We start from the raw sequence: 13613 nt of genomic DNA, 5'->3' as shown, positions 1-13613 counted from the left end.
ATCTCCTTGGTAGAGCTGCATCGTCGTCTGTTATGTTACGTTTTTCATCTGTTATTGAAATATATGCAGCTTGAGGCAGTAAAACTGCTTATCTCTTAGCCAACAGGGTATTGCCATGCCACTTCCTGCTTACCTCACCACCGCCGAAGTCGCTAACTATCTGCGTCTCAAAGAGCGCAAGGTTTACGATTTGGTCAGCCAGGGAGTAATCCCCTGCGTGCGGGTGACGGGGAAGCTGCTCTTTCCCCGCCAACGCATTGATCTCTGGCTGATGAACCACTTGGAAGGCGACCACGCTGCCAGCGCACCAACTCCACCGGTGCTGGCGGGCAGTCAGGACCCGCTCTTGGAGTGGGCGATGAAAGAGAGCAGCGCCGAATTGGCGCTGCTATGCCAAGGCAGCGGCGATGGTGTGCAGCGGCTGCTCACCGGGCGCGCCATGCTTGCCGGCATGCATATCTGGCAGGCCGATACAAAGCGCTACAATGACCCCGACGAATTAGGGCTTAACGGGGTGCGCGATTTGGTCATGATCCGCTGGGCCAAACGTCAGCAGGGGCTTCTCTTGGCCGCTGACAACCCTCACCGACTGACACGGTTTGAGGACATCGCCCGCCCTGGAGTACGCATCGCGCACCGCCAGCCCGATGCCGGCGCCAGCCATCTGCTTCAAAGCCTACTCACGCGCCACCGGCTAAACACCGATACGCTTACCTGGGCTGCAAACCCATCACTCAGCGAAGACGATTTGGCGCTAGCCATCCGCCAGGGTGAGGCTGACGCCGGTTTGGGTATTGAAGCCGCGGCACGGCGTCAAGGCGTAGCGTTTATTGCGCTGCATCAAGAGCATTTTGACCTTGCGATGCGCCGACGCCACTACTTTGAGCCACCGGTTCAGCAACTACTCGCGTTTACCCGCAGCGAGCGATTTGCCCAGCGCGCCGAGGCACTGGGGGGCTACGATATCAGTGAGCTTGGACGCGTGGTGTATAACGCTTAGGTGGCATCATCAAAAAGTTGACCTGAGTCCTAGACGTAACAAAAAAGTTACGCGAAGCTACTTAGTGTCATCAATTTAGCGGCGGCACCACCATCAACAAAGGGGCTTTTCGCGTGGCTGAAAGCAAGGACTGCACCGCCAAATCGTTTTGTCAGCGCTGGCTTTTAGCCGGGTTTATCGGCTTGCTATTCACCTTCTCGGCTTACGCCGATGAGCCTGATATCCGGCTAAACGAGACGGAAAAAGCCTATCTCGCGAAAAACGAGCCGATTGTTTTTGTCAGCCAACGCGCCTACCCACCGTTTGAGTTTATCAATGATGACGGCGAGCGACAGGGCATGATGGTGGAACTGGCCCACTGGATCGCCACCGAGGCGGGATTTCACGCCCAGTTTGTTAGCACTGACTTCAGCACCGCCCAAGCGCAGATCCAACGCGGTGACGCCGATGTCCTCACCAGCTTTTTCTACAGCCCCCGCCGCGAACAACGCTTTGACTTTACCCAAACGATTTTCGAGGTCCCGACCGCCATTTTTGTTCGCGCAGATCGCCCCGATATCGCGCGACTACAAGATCTAAAAGGCCGTCGCGTGGCCACCCAGCGTGATGACTATGCCGAAGAATATTTGGCAGAAACAGGCCTGGATACCGAACTCGTTACCACCGCCAACTTTGCTGAAGCCGCTCAGGTCGTTTTAGCGGGTGACGCCGACGCCATGATCGGTGATGAGCAAATCGTGCTCTATCACCTTTATCGTGAAGGGTTAAACGATGAGATGAAACGGGTGGGAGAGCCGCTCTATACCGGCCTGAACGCCATGGCGGTTATCGAGGGCAATCAACCGCTAAAAAGCATCCTCAACAAGGGGATCAAGAAGGCTCGCGAGCAAGGCACGCTGGATCGCTTGAACGAAAAGTGGCTTGGCGAAATGTTGCCTTCCGCGCGTATCAACTGGCGCGACTACTGGCCCCATGCGCTCCTCGTGATTATCGCCACCCTCTGGGTGATCGCCTGGAACCTACGGCTGCGCCAGCTAGTCCGCCGCAAAACCCGCGAGCTACGTCATCACCAAGAGCGCTTAACGGAAATACTACACGTCACACACACCGCCACTTGGGAGCTGAATGTTGTCAGCGGGCAACTTAGCGTCAACGACTGCTGGGCCGAAATGCTGGGTTACACGCCCGAAGAACTGACCCATTGCAGCCTCTCTCAGTGGCGGCTCTGGGTTCACCCGGATGACCTTGCCGAGGCCGAGCAAGCGCTTGACGCCCACTTACGCGGTCAAACGCCTAGCTATTCTTGCGAGTTCCGCTTGCGCCACCGCGATGGTCACTGGCTATGGGTGCTTGACCGCGGCAAGGTTACTAGCCGTAATGGCCAAGGGGACGCACTTAAAATGTCGGGTACCCGCATTGATATCAGCGCCGAGCGCCACGCTGAGGCCGAACTTCGCTTAGCGGCTAGCGTCTTTCGCAACGCCCACGACGCCATCCTACTTACCGATAGCAACGGCGTGATTGTGGATGTCAACGCGGCATTCACGCGCATTACCGGGTTTGAAGTTGAGGAGGTCCTTCATACGCGTACGACGCTATTGGATCGGCTAAGCCGCGGGCAGGGTATCTGGCAGGGCGAAGTGAAGGAAACCCGCAAAAATAGCGAGCATTACCCAGCGCTTTTAACCATTTCACGGGTCGATAACAGCGCTGACCGCAGCGCCCACTTTGTGATTGTCTTTACTGATATTTCCAGCCAAAAAGAGTACGAAAACCGGCTGGAGCACCTGGCCTATTTTGATCGCCTGACGGATCTACCCAACCGCGAGCGCCTGACCCAGCACCTGACACACGCCATGGCAAGCGCCCGCCGCCACGGGCATCGCGTGGTGCTTGCCTACCTTGATCTTGACGGCTTCAAAGAGATTAATGACATTTATGGTCACGTACTTGGCGACCGGGTGTTAAAAACGATTTCCGAACGGCTTCGCAGCGCGGTAGACAGCGATAACACGGTCGCACGCCTAGGCGGCGATGAATTTGTGATTATGTTGCCGCACCAACACAGCGACGAAGCGATGCAGCGGGTCATCAGCACCCTCATACAGCGCGTCAACCAACCGATGCAGCTCGCCGGGCATGAACTCCGCGTTTCGGCCAGTATTGGCGTAGCTTGCTACGTCGGCCACGCTACCGAGGATAATGATGATATCGAGCCGGATCAGTTTATTCGTCAGGCCGATCACGCTATGTATCAGGCCAAACAGCTAGGTAAAAACCGCTACCACATTTTTGATTCCGCGCACGAACGCGCCGTACGCGGCCATCACCAGAGCATCGCCCGTATACAGCAAGCGCTGAACAATGACGAGTTTGTGCTTTTCTATCAGCCCAAAGTCAACATGCATAGCGGTGAGGTGATTGGTGTCGAAGCGCTGATTCGCTGGCAGCACCCCGACAGAGGCCTTCTACCGCCGGTAGCGTTTTTGCCCGATCTGCAACAGCACTCGCTCGCTATCGCCGTGGGCGAATGGGTGGCATGCACGGCGATAGCGCAGTTTTGCGCCTGGAAAAAGCACGGTGTGCATTTGCCGGTTAGCATCAATATCGATGGCATTCACCTGCAAGACGCAGGCTTTGCCGACTGGCTGCAATATACGCTTTCGCGCTACCCCAGCGTGGAACCGGGCGATATCGAAATCGAAGTGTTAGAAAGTAGCGCCTTAGATGACATCCATCGTGTGGCGGAGATTATGCGGCACTGCCAACGCTTTGGCGCCCACTTTTCCTTGGACGACTTCGGCACGGGGTATGCCTCACTGGCTTACCTGCGCTACTTACCCGTCGGCCAGCTTAAAATCGACCGCAGCTTCGTGTTCAATATGCTCGAAAACAACGAAGATTTGGTCATGCTCAAAGGCGTGCTCAGCCTCGCTAAGGCGTTTCAGCGACGCGTTATTGCCGAAGGGGTGGAAACCTATGCCCATGCGCGGGCACTACTGGCACTCGGCTGCAAGTACGGCCAAGGTTATGCCTTCGCGCGCCCCATGCCCGCCAACGAGATGTTACCGTGGGTAGAAGGTTTTACGCTGCCCGACGCTACAACAAACCCCGAGGCAACAAACTCTGAATATTAGGCTCCCTATGCACGACGCTATTGAGCCTAAAGGGAAAGAATACGGCGCTACGTGCATTCGCTCGCTTCGGGAAGTAGACTAGGCTCACAATCATCTCGACACTCGGAACGACTCAGTGACCAAGCAACACTCTTTTGATCGCGAAGAACTGCTGGCCTGCTCGCGCGGCGAGCTTTTTGGCCCCGGAAACGCACAGCTTCCGGCTCCCAATATGCTGATGCTCGACCGCATTACGGCTATTACGGAAGCCGGTGGTGAGCACGATAAGGGCGAGTTGATCGCCGAGCTGGATATTACCCCTGACCTGTGGTTTTTTGACTGCCACTTTCCCGGTGACCCGGTCATGCCCGGCTGCCTGGGGCTGGATGCTATGTGGCAGCTCGTCGGCTTTTACCTTGGCTGGCTTGGCCACCCCGGCCGTGGCCGCGCGCTCGGCTGCGGCGACGTGAAATTTTCCGGCCAAATTTTGCCCGATGCGCAAAAAGTCACCTACCGTATCAACGTCAAGCGTATTATTACGCGACGCCTAATCTTAGGCATCGCCGACGGCACCGTTGCTGTCGACGGGCGTGATATTTACCAGGCAAACGACTTGCGCGTTGGCCTATTTACCTCCACTGCGAATTTTTAACAGGAGGCTCCCATGCGACGAGTGGTAGTCACCGGCCTAGGCATCGTTTCTTGCTTGGGCAACGACCAGCAACAGGTGCTAGAAGCGCTCAAACAGGGGCGCAGCGGCATTCGCTTTAAAGACGAGTATGCCGAGCGTGGCTTTAGAAGCCATGTCGCCGGCAGCGTGGATATCGACCTTGAAGCGCTCATCGACCGCAAGCTGTTGCGTTTTATGGGCGATGCCGCCGCCTACGCGTATGTCTCCATGGCTCAAGCCATCGAAGACGCGGCATTAACGCCCGAACAAGTGTCCAGCGAGCGCACTGGACTCATCGCCGGCTCCGGCGGTGCGTCAAGCGCCAACCAAGTGGAAGCTGCCGATGTGCTACGCGAGAAAGGCCTCCGTCGTGTTGGCCCTTACCGCGTCACGCGGACCATGGGTAGCACCGTGTCCGCTTGCTTGGCGACGCCGTTTCAAATCAAAGGCGTGAACTACTCGATCTCGTCTGCCTGCGCGACCTCGGCACACTGCATTGGCAGCGCCATGGAACAGATCCAGATGGGCAAGCAGGATGTTGTATTTGCTGGCGGCGGTGAAGAAGAGCACTGGACTCTCTCGTGCCTATTCGACGCCATGGGCGCGCTCTCGACCCACTACAACGACACCCCGGAAAAAGCCTCGCGCCCCTACGATCAGGCCCGCGACGGTTTTGTCATTGCCGGCGGCGGCGGCATGTTGGTGCTTGAAGAGTTAGAGCATGCCAAAGCCCGCGGCGCCAAAATTTACGGTGAGCTGGTTGGCTACGGGGCTACCTCTGACGGCCACGATATGGTCGCCCCCTCCGGCGAAGGCGCTACGCGCTGTATGCGCCAAGCGATGGCTACGGTCGACGGCGATATCGACTACATCAACACTCATGGCACTTCCACGCCCGTGGGCGATGTCGCCGAGCTTAAAGCCGTGCGCGAGGTCTTTGGCAATACCACGCCAGCGATGAGTTCGACCAAGTCGCTTACCGGTCACTCCTTGGGCGCTACCGGTGTGCAGGAAGCGATTTACTCACTGCTGATGATGAAAAATGACTTCGTTGCGGCTTCTGCCAATATTGAAAACCTCGACGAACAGGCTGATGGCTTTGACATCGTGACCCAGCGCCGCGATGGCGTGACGCTAAACCGGGTGCTGTCGAACAGCTTCGGGTTTGGCGGTACCAACGCCTGCTTGGTGTTCCAGCGCTATGCGAATTAATCGCTAATAGGCGATAAACGTAAGCGATAAACGAAAACGGCACCGCTGCTAATGCAGCGGTGCCGTTTTTTGCTGGACTATTTATGACGCTCTACTCGGGGCGCGGCACCTCAGAAATCTCTTGGAGCTGCCCTTCCACCCAGGCTTCCACTTCCGCTATCACCACATCCGGGGTTTTATCTGTCGTTTCGATCGGCGCGCCGATCCGCACCCGCAACACGCCGGGCCGTTTCACCCAGTGACGCCCCGGCCAGCATTCGCCAGCATTGTGTGCCACCGGCAGTACCGGCACGCCCGCCCGGCAAGCAATCACGCTACCGCTTTTGTTGTAGCGCCGGCGCTGGCCCGGATCAACCCGCGTGCCTTCAGGAAAAATCAGCACCGAAAGCCCATTTCTTAAACGCGCTTCCCCTTGCGTCAGCACCTGTTTCATCGCCCGCGCGGGCCGAGAGCGATCCAACGCAATCGGGTGCAATAACCGCAGCGCCCAGCCAAATATGGGAAATTTTAGTAGCTCCTGCTTGAGCACGGTGCAAACCGGCGGTTTCATCACCTGCAGAAATACCGTTTCCCACTCGCATTGGTGGTTCGCTTGAATCACGCAGGGGCCGCTGGGTAAGTTTTCCCGGCCTTCGATCTCATAGCGTACGCCACACGCGATGCCAAACCAGACAACGATAAAGTGATTGTAAAGATTTAGGAGTCGGTAGCGGGCAGAGAGTGGCAAAAACGGGGAGATCGGCAGAAACAACACACCACATACCAACATGGCGGTGAAATAACCCAAATAAAAAACCGCGCTACGAACGGTGTTCATAAAGATGCACCCTCCGTGCCATCACCACTATCCTTTTCTTGTGCATCACGGGTTAAGCACCACGCATCTAAAAGCCTTCCCACTTCTAGCCGCCACGGCTTTTGGTGAACACCAAACACATCCAACACACGACGGCAGTTCAGAACCCGACGCAGCTTGGCATCGTGGTGGTGATTCAACGCTTTTACTTCGCCGAGCGTGACCGTTTCACCGCGCCCTTCTAAGTGCGTTGCCAACTGCGTGCGCACCATCGAGGTAAAGGTAAATGCGCTGACCGGCTCCGTACCCGCCAGGTGATACGCGCCCCAGGCGTTAGCACCGCAACTAAGCTGCTGCAGCATACCCACCAGCGCCAGCGCGACCGCATCTGCGGAGGTAGGGCAGAAAATCACATCTTCTGCCGCACGCACGCTATCGCCCACCACCAAACTATCGATAATTTCGTTGACCCACGCGTGACTACCTTCTAGCGCAAACAGTGGCCCCAAGCGCACAATCACATGGTGTGGGTAGTCTGCCCGAATACGGTTACCGGTTTTGACCAAGCGGCGCAGGCTATCATCCCGCGGCGCAGGAACAACGTGCTCATCAATCAGCACATCGCAGCCATCTTCATACAGCTGATCCGACACGCACCACACCAACGGCACCCCTTGGGCGCGGCAGGCGTCGAGGCATATATCCACCGCATCGGCGTGCGCGGTAACCGAGGCCGGCGCCATGGAAAGCGGATGCGCCAGCGGTGGAATAATGACCGCATCCGGAGCCACACTCTTTAAGTACTCGGGCGTAAGGTCAGTATCTTGCTCAATCACCAGCTCCGTATCCGAGCGGCGGCTAGCCTCACGCGCCAGCGCCAGACTCAAACAGTGCCCCGCATCTAAAATCAGCAGCTTCACGAACGCCTCTCCCTATCGCGTATTCGCATGGCGCGCATCGCCGCACGCCCACTTATTGTCAGGCTATCCATTCTAAACGCTTATGCGGTGTGTCGACACTCGCCTTGGCGGCTGTCTGGCACTAACGAGGGTACTGCTGGCGTGTGTGCAGGACATCAACAATGGCAATATGGGTGTTGGCAACGCGATAAACCACAACATAATTGGGATGAATAACCGCTTCACGTGTACCAGCCACTCGGCCAGGACGGTATAGGTAGGGGTGTTGGGGAAGTGCTTCAGCCGCCTCCTCAATGGCCAAAAACAGCGACGCTGATGCGTAAGGATTGCAGTCACTAAGATAGTCAATAATTTGCCACAGTGCTGAGCGCGCCTCCGGGCGCCATTCAACCGGCAGCATGCCGCCGTTTTTCTTCGATCAGCTCACGCATTTCTGCCATGACATCATCATGCGCAATGTTCGGCCGTGGATCAACGAGGCTAGTTTGGACGCGCTCACGAAACCAGCGATCATAGCTATCAGCCTGCTCTTGTGTCTCAAACTCGCTAACAATCGGATCTAGCGGAGTGCTCATCTTCATCCCCTTTGCTTCTTTCCTAACAGTCTAATGCACGCCAGCCCCATTGCCCAATGCAGGTTAAAACCAAAGCGTATTAAAGGCCCTTCTCAGGGCCTTTAATAGACAAATACAGCTTAAGAACAGCTGGCAACTTTACATACTATTTTACCATGCGCTAGAACGGTATTTCGTCGTCGAAATCGTCGAAATTACCGGGGTCGGGCGCGCCGTAGTTATTGTTTTGTTGATTGTTCTGCTGGCCTTGCTGCGGCTGCGCGGGTGCGCCCTGCTGGTTAGGGGCGGGCTGAGGTGCGTTTTGCTGGGGCTGGCCACCGCCCTGGTACGGGTTCCCCTGCTGGGCATTCTGCTGCGGGTAGCCACCACCTTGCTGAGCGCCTTGATAGTTGCCTTGTGACATGCCGCCGCCCTGGAAATCGCCGCCACCGCGGGAGTCGAGCATCTGCATGTCGTTGCCGACGATCTCGGTGGTGAAGCGGTCCTGGCCGTTCTGGTCCTGCCATTTACGCGTTTGCAGGCGCCCTTCGATATAGACCTTGGAGCCTTTTTTCAGGTACTGCTGAGCAATCTCTGCGGTTTTATTGAATAGCACGATACGGTGCCACTCGGTACGCTCCTGGCGCTGGCCGCTTTGGCGATCCGTCCAGGTGTCGGTGGTCGCCAGGTTGAGATTCGCCACCGCAGTGCCTGATGGGGTGAAACGTACTTCAGGGTCTTGCCCCAGGTTGCCAATCAAAATGACTTTGTTGATGCCACGCGCCATAAAAGCTGCTCCTTATCTGTCTTTATAAAGCTGTCTAAAACTCACTACAAACACTATCGTCAAAACGCTCGTCAATATATGACGCCGTTCATGCTTTTTTCTGCATTCGGGCTATTGCTTGGGCGGTGATAACAGCCGTGATAATGCCGCCTGATCGAGCTGCTGGCGGTTGACCTTAAGGTAGGCCAGCCGCTCCTCCGGTACCACCATCACGTCCTCCACGCCAGCCACATCAGCTAAGCGCTCCAACAAGGCATCTAGCGTATCGGTATGTTCCTCGCTGAGAGCGACCACTTCGCTCGATAGCGGCGGCGGCGAAGGCATCGACCACATCGCCACCCACCATAAAAATGCCAGCGCGGCCGCGCCGAGAAACACCGCCTCTAACCCCCCGGTATGCGCCAGCCACCCGCCTAGCGTTCCGCCTAAAAAAGCGCCTAAAAACTGCCCGGTGGAGTACACCCCCATCGCCGTGCCCTTGGCTCCCGCCGGGGCGAGTTTACTGAGCATGGAAGGCAGTGTCGCTTCTAGCAAGTTAAAGCCGGTGAAAAACACCAGCAGCCAGACGAATAGTCCCGCGCCTTGCGATACCGGCAGCCCCAGGCTTGCCAAACTCAGCACTATCGCGCCAATCGCCACTAAGCACATGAGCTTCATACGCTGCGTTTTTTCGGCGACGATCACCAGCGGCACCATCAGTACAAAGGCCGCGCCCATAATCCCCAAATAAGCCAGGCCGTGATGTTCAATGCGGATACCGGCATTGACCAACCGAAACGGCACGGCGACAAAAATCGCCATTAGCACTAAATGCAGGGTAAAAATCGACAGGTCTAGCCGCCATAGATCCGGGCGTGTGATCACATGGCGCAACTGCTGGCGATCCATCCCCACATCACGGTGTTTAAGCCGCCGAGGTGCCGGCGGTACCCAGCGCCACAGCGCCAAAAGCCCAACGAGCGTTAGCGCGGCGGTAAACCAAAACACCCCGGCAAGCCCAGCCCAGGCGGCGAGCCACGGCCCCAGCACCATCGCCAGCGCAAATGAAATGCCAATCGAGATGCCAATCGTCGCCATCGCGGCGGTGCGTACCTGTTCGCGCGTCTGATCCGCCAACAGCGCCATGATTGCCGCCGCGACCGCACCGCTTCCCTGCAACGCGCGCCCGGCGATCACACCGGTAATCGAATCCGCCAGCGCCGCCACCACGCTCCCCGCAGCAAACAACACAAGCCCCAACGCAATCACCCGTTTGCGCCCAAAGCGATCTGACAACCAGCCGAACGGAATCTGCAAGCATGCTTGGGTCAAGCCGTAAATCCCTAATGCCACGCCGATAAGAAGCGGCGTGGACCCGGTTAAGGCTTCGGCATAGATCGCCAGTACCGGCAACACCATGAAAAGCCCGAGCATACGCGAGGCATAGAGCCCGGCAAGACCACTAATAGCACGGCGCTCAGAGGCCAACAGCAGTGCGGAAACCTTACGCATAGAATCCTTGTGGCAAGTACGCTTGCAAGTACGATTGAACGTATATGTAAAAGTACGACGGAACGTTCCGATCAGCGATGGTGACAATACGTTGAGATAGCCCGCTATTCTAGCGCGTTGCCTCGATAGTGGAAACGACCGGTGGAAACGTTGGCCCTGCATGCGTCACATCCCATCCGCTTTGCCGAACAGGGTATAAGAAACGTATAATTGATCTTTTGCCGCGCGACACGAGGTGTTAATGGACAGCATTCTGGTCAGGGGTGCCCGCACCCATAACCTCAAGCAGATCGATGTCAAGCTTCCCCGCGATAAGCTGATTGTGATCACCGGGCTCTCTGGCTCGGGTAAATCGTCGTTGGCGTTTGATACCCTCTACGCCGAAGGCCAGCGCCGCTACGTGGAATCGCTTTCCACCTACGCGCGGCAGTTTCTGTCGATGATGGAAAAACCCGATGTCGACCACATCGAAGGGCTCTCGCCAGCGATTTCCATTGAGCAGAAATCCACCTCACACAACCCGCGCTCCACGGTCGGCACCATCACCGAGATTTACGACTACCTGCGCCTGCTGTTCGCGCGGGCGGGTACGCCGCGCTGCCCAGAGCACGGCGAAGACTTGGAAGCGCAAACCATCTCGCAAATGGTCGACCAGGTAATGAACCTGGTTGAGGGCACAAAGCTGATGCTGCTCGCCCCGGTGATCAAAGGCCGCAAAGGTGAGCACTTGCAGCTTCTCGCCGAGCTGCGCGCCCAAGGCTTTGTGCGTGTGCTGATCGACGGCCAAGTGCTGGAGCTTGACGACATCGCCCCGCTGGATAAACGCAAAAAGCACGATATCAGCGTAGTGGTCGACCGCTTCAAGGTGCGCGACGACATTGCCCAACGCCTGGCGGAGTCGTTTGAGACCGCGTTGAACCTCGCCGATGGCACGGCGATGATCCACTTTATGGACGGCGAGCACGAAGATATCGCTTTTTCCTCGCGTTTCGCCTGCCCGGTGTGCGGCTACTCGCTGGCAGAGCTTGAGCCGCGCATGTTCTCGTTCAACAACCCGGCGGGCGCCTGCCCCACCTGCGAGGGCCTCGGCGTACAGCAGTACTTCGACCCGGATAAGCTGATCAGCCACCCGGAACTGTCGCTCGCCGAAGGCGTGATAAAGGGCTGGGATCGGCGCAACGTCTATTACTTTACCCAGCTACAGGCGCTCGCCAAGCACTATCGGTTTGCACTGGAAACCCCATGGCAGGATTTAGCCCGCCACGAGAAAGACATCATCCTGCACGGCAGCGGCGATGAAGACATCCCGTTTAGCTACGTCAGCGATCGCGGGCGCAAGGTGACCCGCGAGCACCCGTTTGAGGGCGTGCTGCCTAACCTACAGCGCCGCTACCGCGAAACCGAATCGAACATGGTGCGCGACGACTTGGCCAAGTACATCGCCGTGCAGTCCTGCGCTACCTGCCAAGGCTCGCGGCTGCGCAAGGAATCGCGCCACGTTTACGTCGATGATCACAACATCGCCGATATCGTCCGCTTCCCGATTGGCGACGCCCAGCGCTATTTTGCCGCGCTTTCGCTCCCCGGGCGCAAGGGTGAAATCGCCGACAAGATCGTCACCGAGATCCACGCCCGGCTAGAATTTCTGGTCAACGTGGGGCTGGATTACCTTAACCTGGAGCGCAGCGCCGATACGCTCTCCGGCGGTGAAGCTCAGCGCATTCGCCTGGCAAGCCAGATCGGTGCCGGTCTTGTCGGCGTCATGTACATTCTCGACGAGCCCTCCATCGGCCTGCACCAGCGCGACAACGACCGGCTGCTGAAAACCCTGGAGCGCCTGCGCGATTTGGGTAACACCGTGATCGTCGTCGAGCACGACGAAGAGGCCATTCGCGCCGCAGACCACGTCTTGGATATCGGCCCCGGCGCGGGCGTTCACGGCGGTGAGATCGTCGCCCAAGGCACGCCGCAAGATGTGATGGATAACCCAGACTCGCTCACCGGCCAATACTTATCCGGCATCCGAGAAATCGCCGTGCCGCCTTATCGCATTCCCGGCAACCCGGAAAAGCAATTGGTGCTCAGCGGCGCCACGGGCAACAACCTGCAAAACGTGACACTCAACCTGCCGCTAGGCTGTTTTGTCTGCGTCACCGGCGTGTCCGGCTCGGGCAAGTCGACGCTGATCAACGGCACGCTAATGCCGATTGCCGCTCGGGAGCTTAACCGCGCGACCACGCTAACAGCGGCGCCCTACCAAAAAATCGACGGACTTGATCAGCTCGATAAAATCATTGATATCGATCAAAGCCCGATTGGCCGCACACCGCGCTCTAACCCGGCCACTTACACCGGTATTTTTACCCCCATCCGCGAGCTGTTTGCCGGCACCCAGGAAGCGCGTTCGCGGGGCTATAAGCCCGGCCGCTTTAGTTTTAACGTCAAAGGCGGGCGCTGCGAGGCGTGCCAGGGCGAGGGCATGATCAAGGTCGAGATGCACTTCCTACCGGATATCTATGTGCCTTGCGATGTGTGCAAAGGCAAGCGCTACAACCGCGAAACCTTAGACATCAAATACAAAGGCAAGACCATCCACGAAGTGCTGGAAATGACCGTGGAAGACGCGCTGGCATTCTTCAGCCCGGTGCCCGCCATCGCTCGGCGCCTGCAAACACTGCTCGACGTGGGGCTCTCCTATATCCACCTGGGCCAGAGTGCGACCACGCTCTCCGGCGGCGAGGCGCAGCGGGTAAAACTCGCGCGCGAGCTGGCCAAGCGCGATACCGGCAAAACGCTGTATATCTTGGATGAGCCCACCACAGGGCTGCACTTTGAGGATATTCGCCAACTGTTGGTGGTGCTGCACCGCCTGCGCGACCACGGCAACACGGTATTAGTGATTGAGCATAACCTGGACGTGATAAAAACCGCCGACTGGATTATCGACTTAGGACCAGAAGGCGGCTCCGGCGGCGGCGAGATCATCGCCGAAGGCACGCCCGAACAGGTCGCGAAGATGGACGCGTCCCACACCGGGCGTTTTCTTAAACCGCTGCTGGCGCGCTGA

11 protein-coding genes are annotated in these 13613 nt (G+C 57.6%); 5 read left to right on the top strand and 6 right to left on the bottom strand.

Going from position 1 to position 13613, the window contains the following annotated elements; translation table 11 throughout:
* The first annotated feature begins 115 nt into the window (after positions 1 to 115).
* From HZS81_RS13415 to fabB, 4 genes are all read left to right on the top strand, one after another.
* On the top strand, positions 116 to 1000 hold the full coding sequence (locus tag HZS81_RS13415; RefSeq protein ID WP_179931079.1) for a helix-turn-helix transcriptional regulator: 885 nt from the start codon (positions 116 to 118) through the stop codon (positions 998 to 1000).
* Between the two features lie 113 nt (positions 1001 to 1113).
* Positions 1114 to 4137, top strand: a complete 3024-nt coding sequence (locus HZS81_RS13410) for an EAL domain-containing protein (RefSeq protein WP_179931078.1) — start codon at positions 1114 to 1116, stop codon at positions 4135 to 4137.
* Between the two features lie 115 nt (positions 4138 to 4252).
* Positions 4253 to 4768, top strand: coding sequence for a 3-hydroxyacyl-[acyl-carrier-protein] dehydratase FabA (gene fabA / locus HZS81_RS13405; RefSeq protein WP_179931077.1), 516 nt, complete (start codon positions 4253 to 4255; stop codon positions 4766 to 4768).
* A 12-nt stretch (positions 4769 to 4780) separates the two neighbouring features.
* Positions 4781 to 5998: a beta-ketoacyl-ACP synthase I gene (fabB, locus tag HZS81_RS13400; protein WP_179931076.1), complete on the top strand. Its 1218-nt coding sequence runs from the start codon at positions 4781 to 4783 to the stop codon at positions 5996 to 5998.
* A 91-nt stretch (positions 5999 to 6089) separates the two neighbouring features.
* Here the strand turns inward: fabB and HZS81_RS13395 are convergent, their stop codons facing one another.
* The 6 genes from HZS81_RS13395 to HZS81_RS13370 all read right to left on the bottom strand — a co-directional run bounded on the left by HZS81_RS13395 (position 6090) and on the right by HZS81_RS13370 (position 10546).
* Positions 6090 to 6815 (bottom strand): lysophospholipid acyltransferase family protein, encoded by a 726-nt coding sequence (locus HZS81_RS13395; RefSeq protein ID WP_179931075.1) that lies wholly within the window; start codon positions 6813 to 6815, stop codon positions 6090 to 6092.
* Positions 6812 to 7714, bottom strand: coding sequence for a sugar nucleotide-binding protein (locus HZS81_RS13390; RefSeq protein ID WP_179931074.1), 903 nt, complete (start codon positions 7712 to 7714; stop codon positions 6812 to 6814). The genes HZS81_RS13395 and HZS81_RS13390 overlap by 4 nt, the downstream gene beginning before the upstream one ends.
* 121 nt (positions 7715 to 7835) lie before the next feature.
* Positions 7836 to 8114, bottom strand: coding sequence for a type II toxin-antitoxin system RelE/ParE family toxin (locus HZS81_RS13385; protein ID WP_206679557.1), 279 nt, complete (start codon positions 8112 to 8114; stop codon positions 7836 to 7838).
* On the bottom strand, positions 8101 to 8289 hold the full coding sequence (gene relB, locus HZS81_RS13380; RefSeq protein WP_179931073.1) for a type II toxin-antitoxin system RelB family antitoxin: 189 nt from the start codon (positions 8287 to 8289) through the stop codon (positions 8101 to 8103). The genes HZS81_RS13385 and relB overlap by 14 nt, the downstream gene beginning before the upstream one ends.
* A 160-nt stretch (positions 8290 to 8449) precedes the next feature.
* Positions 8450 to 9055, bottom strand: coding sequence for a single-stranded DNA-binding protein (gene ssb / locus HZS81_RS13375; RefSeq protein ID WP_179931072.1), 606 nt, complete (start codon positions 9053 to 9055; stop codon positions 8450 to 8452).
* 111 nt (positions 9056 to 9166) lie between these two features.
* Positions 9167 to 10546 carry an MFS transporter gene (locus tag HZS81_RS13370; RefSeq protein WP_179931071.1) on the bottom strand — a complete coding sequence of 460 codons (1380 nt, stop codon included), beginning with the start codon at positions 10544 to 10546 and terminating at the stop codon, positions 9167 to 9169.
* Between the two features lie 241 nt (positions 10547 to 10787).
* Here HZS81_RS13370 and uvrA point away from each other — a divergent pair, with 241 nt between their 5' ends.
* On the top strand, positions 10788 to 13613 hold the full coding sequence (uvrA, locus tag HZS81_RS13365) for an excinuclease ABC subunit UvrA (RefSeq protein WP_179931070.1): 2826 nt from the start codon (positions 10788 to 10790) through the stop codon (positions 13611 to 13613).

The organism is Vreelandella salicampi, from assembly GCF_013415105.1.
Taxonomy (GTDB): domain Bacteria; phylum Pseudomonadota; class Gammaproteobacteria; order Pseudomonadales; family Halomonadaceae; genus Vreelandella; species Vreelandella salicampi.
This window is presented reverse-complemented; position numbering and strand designations above follow the sequence as displayed.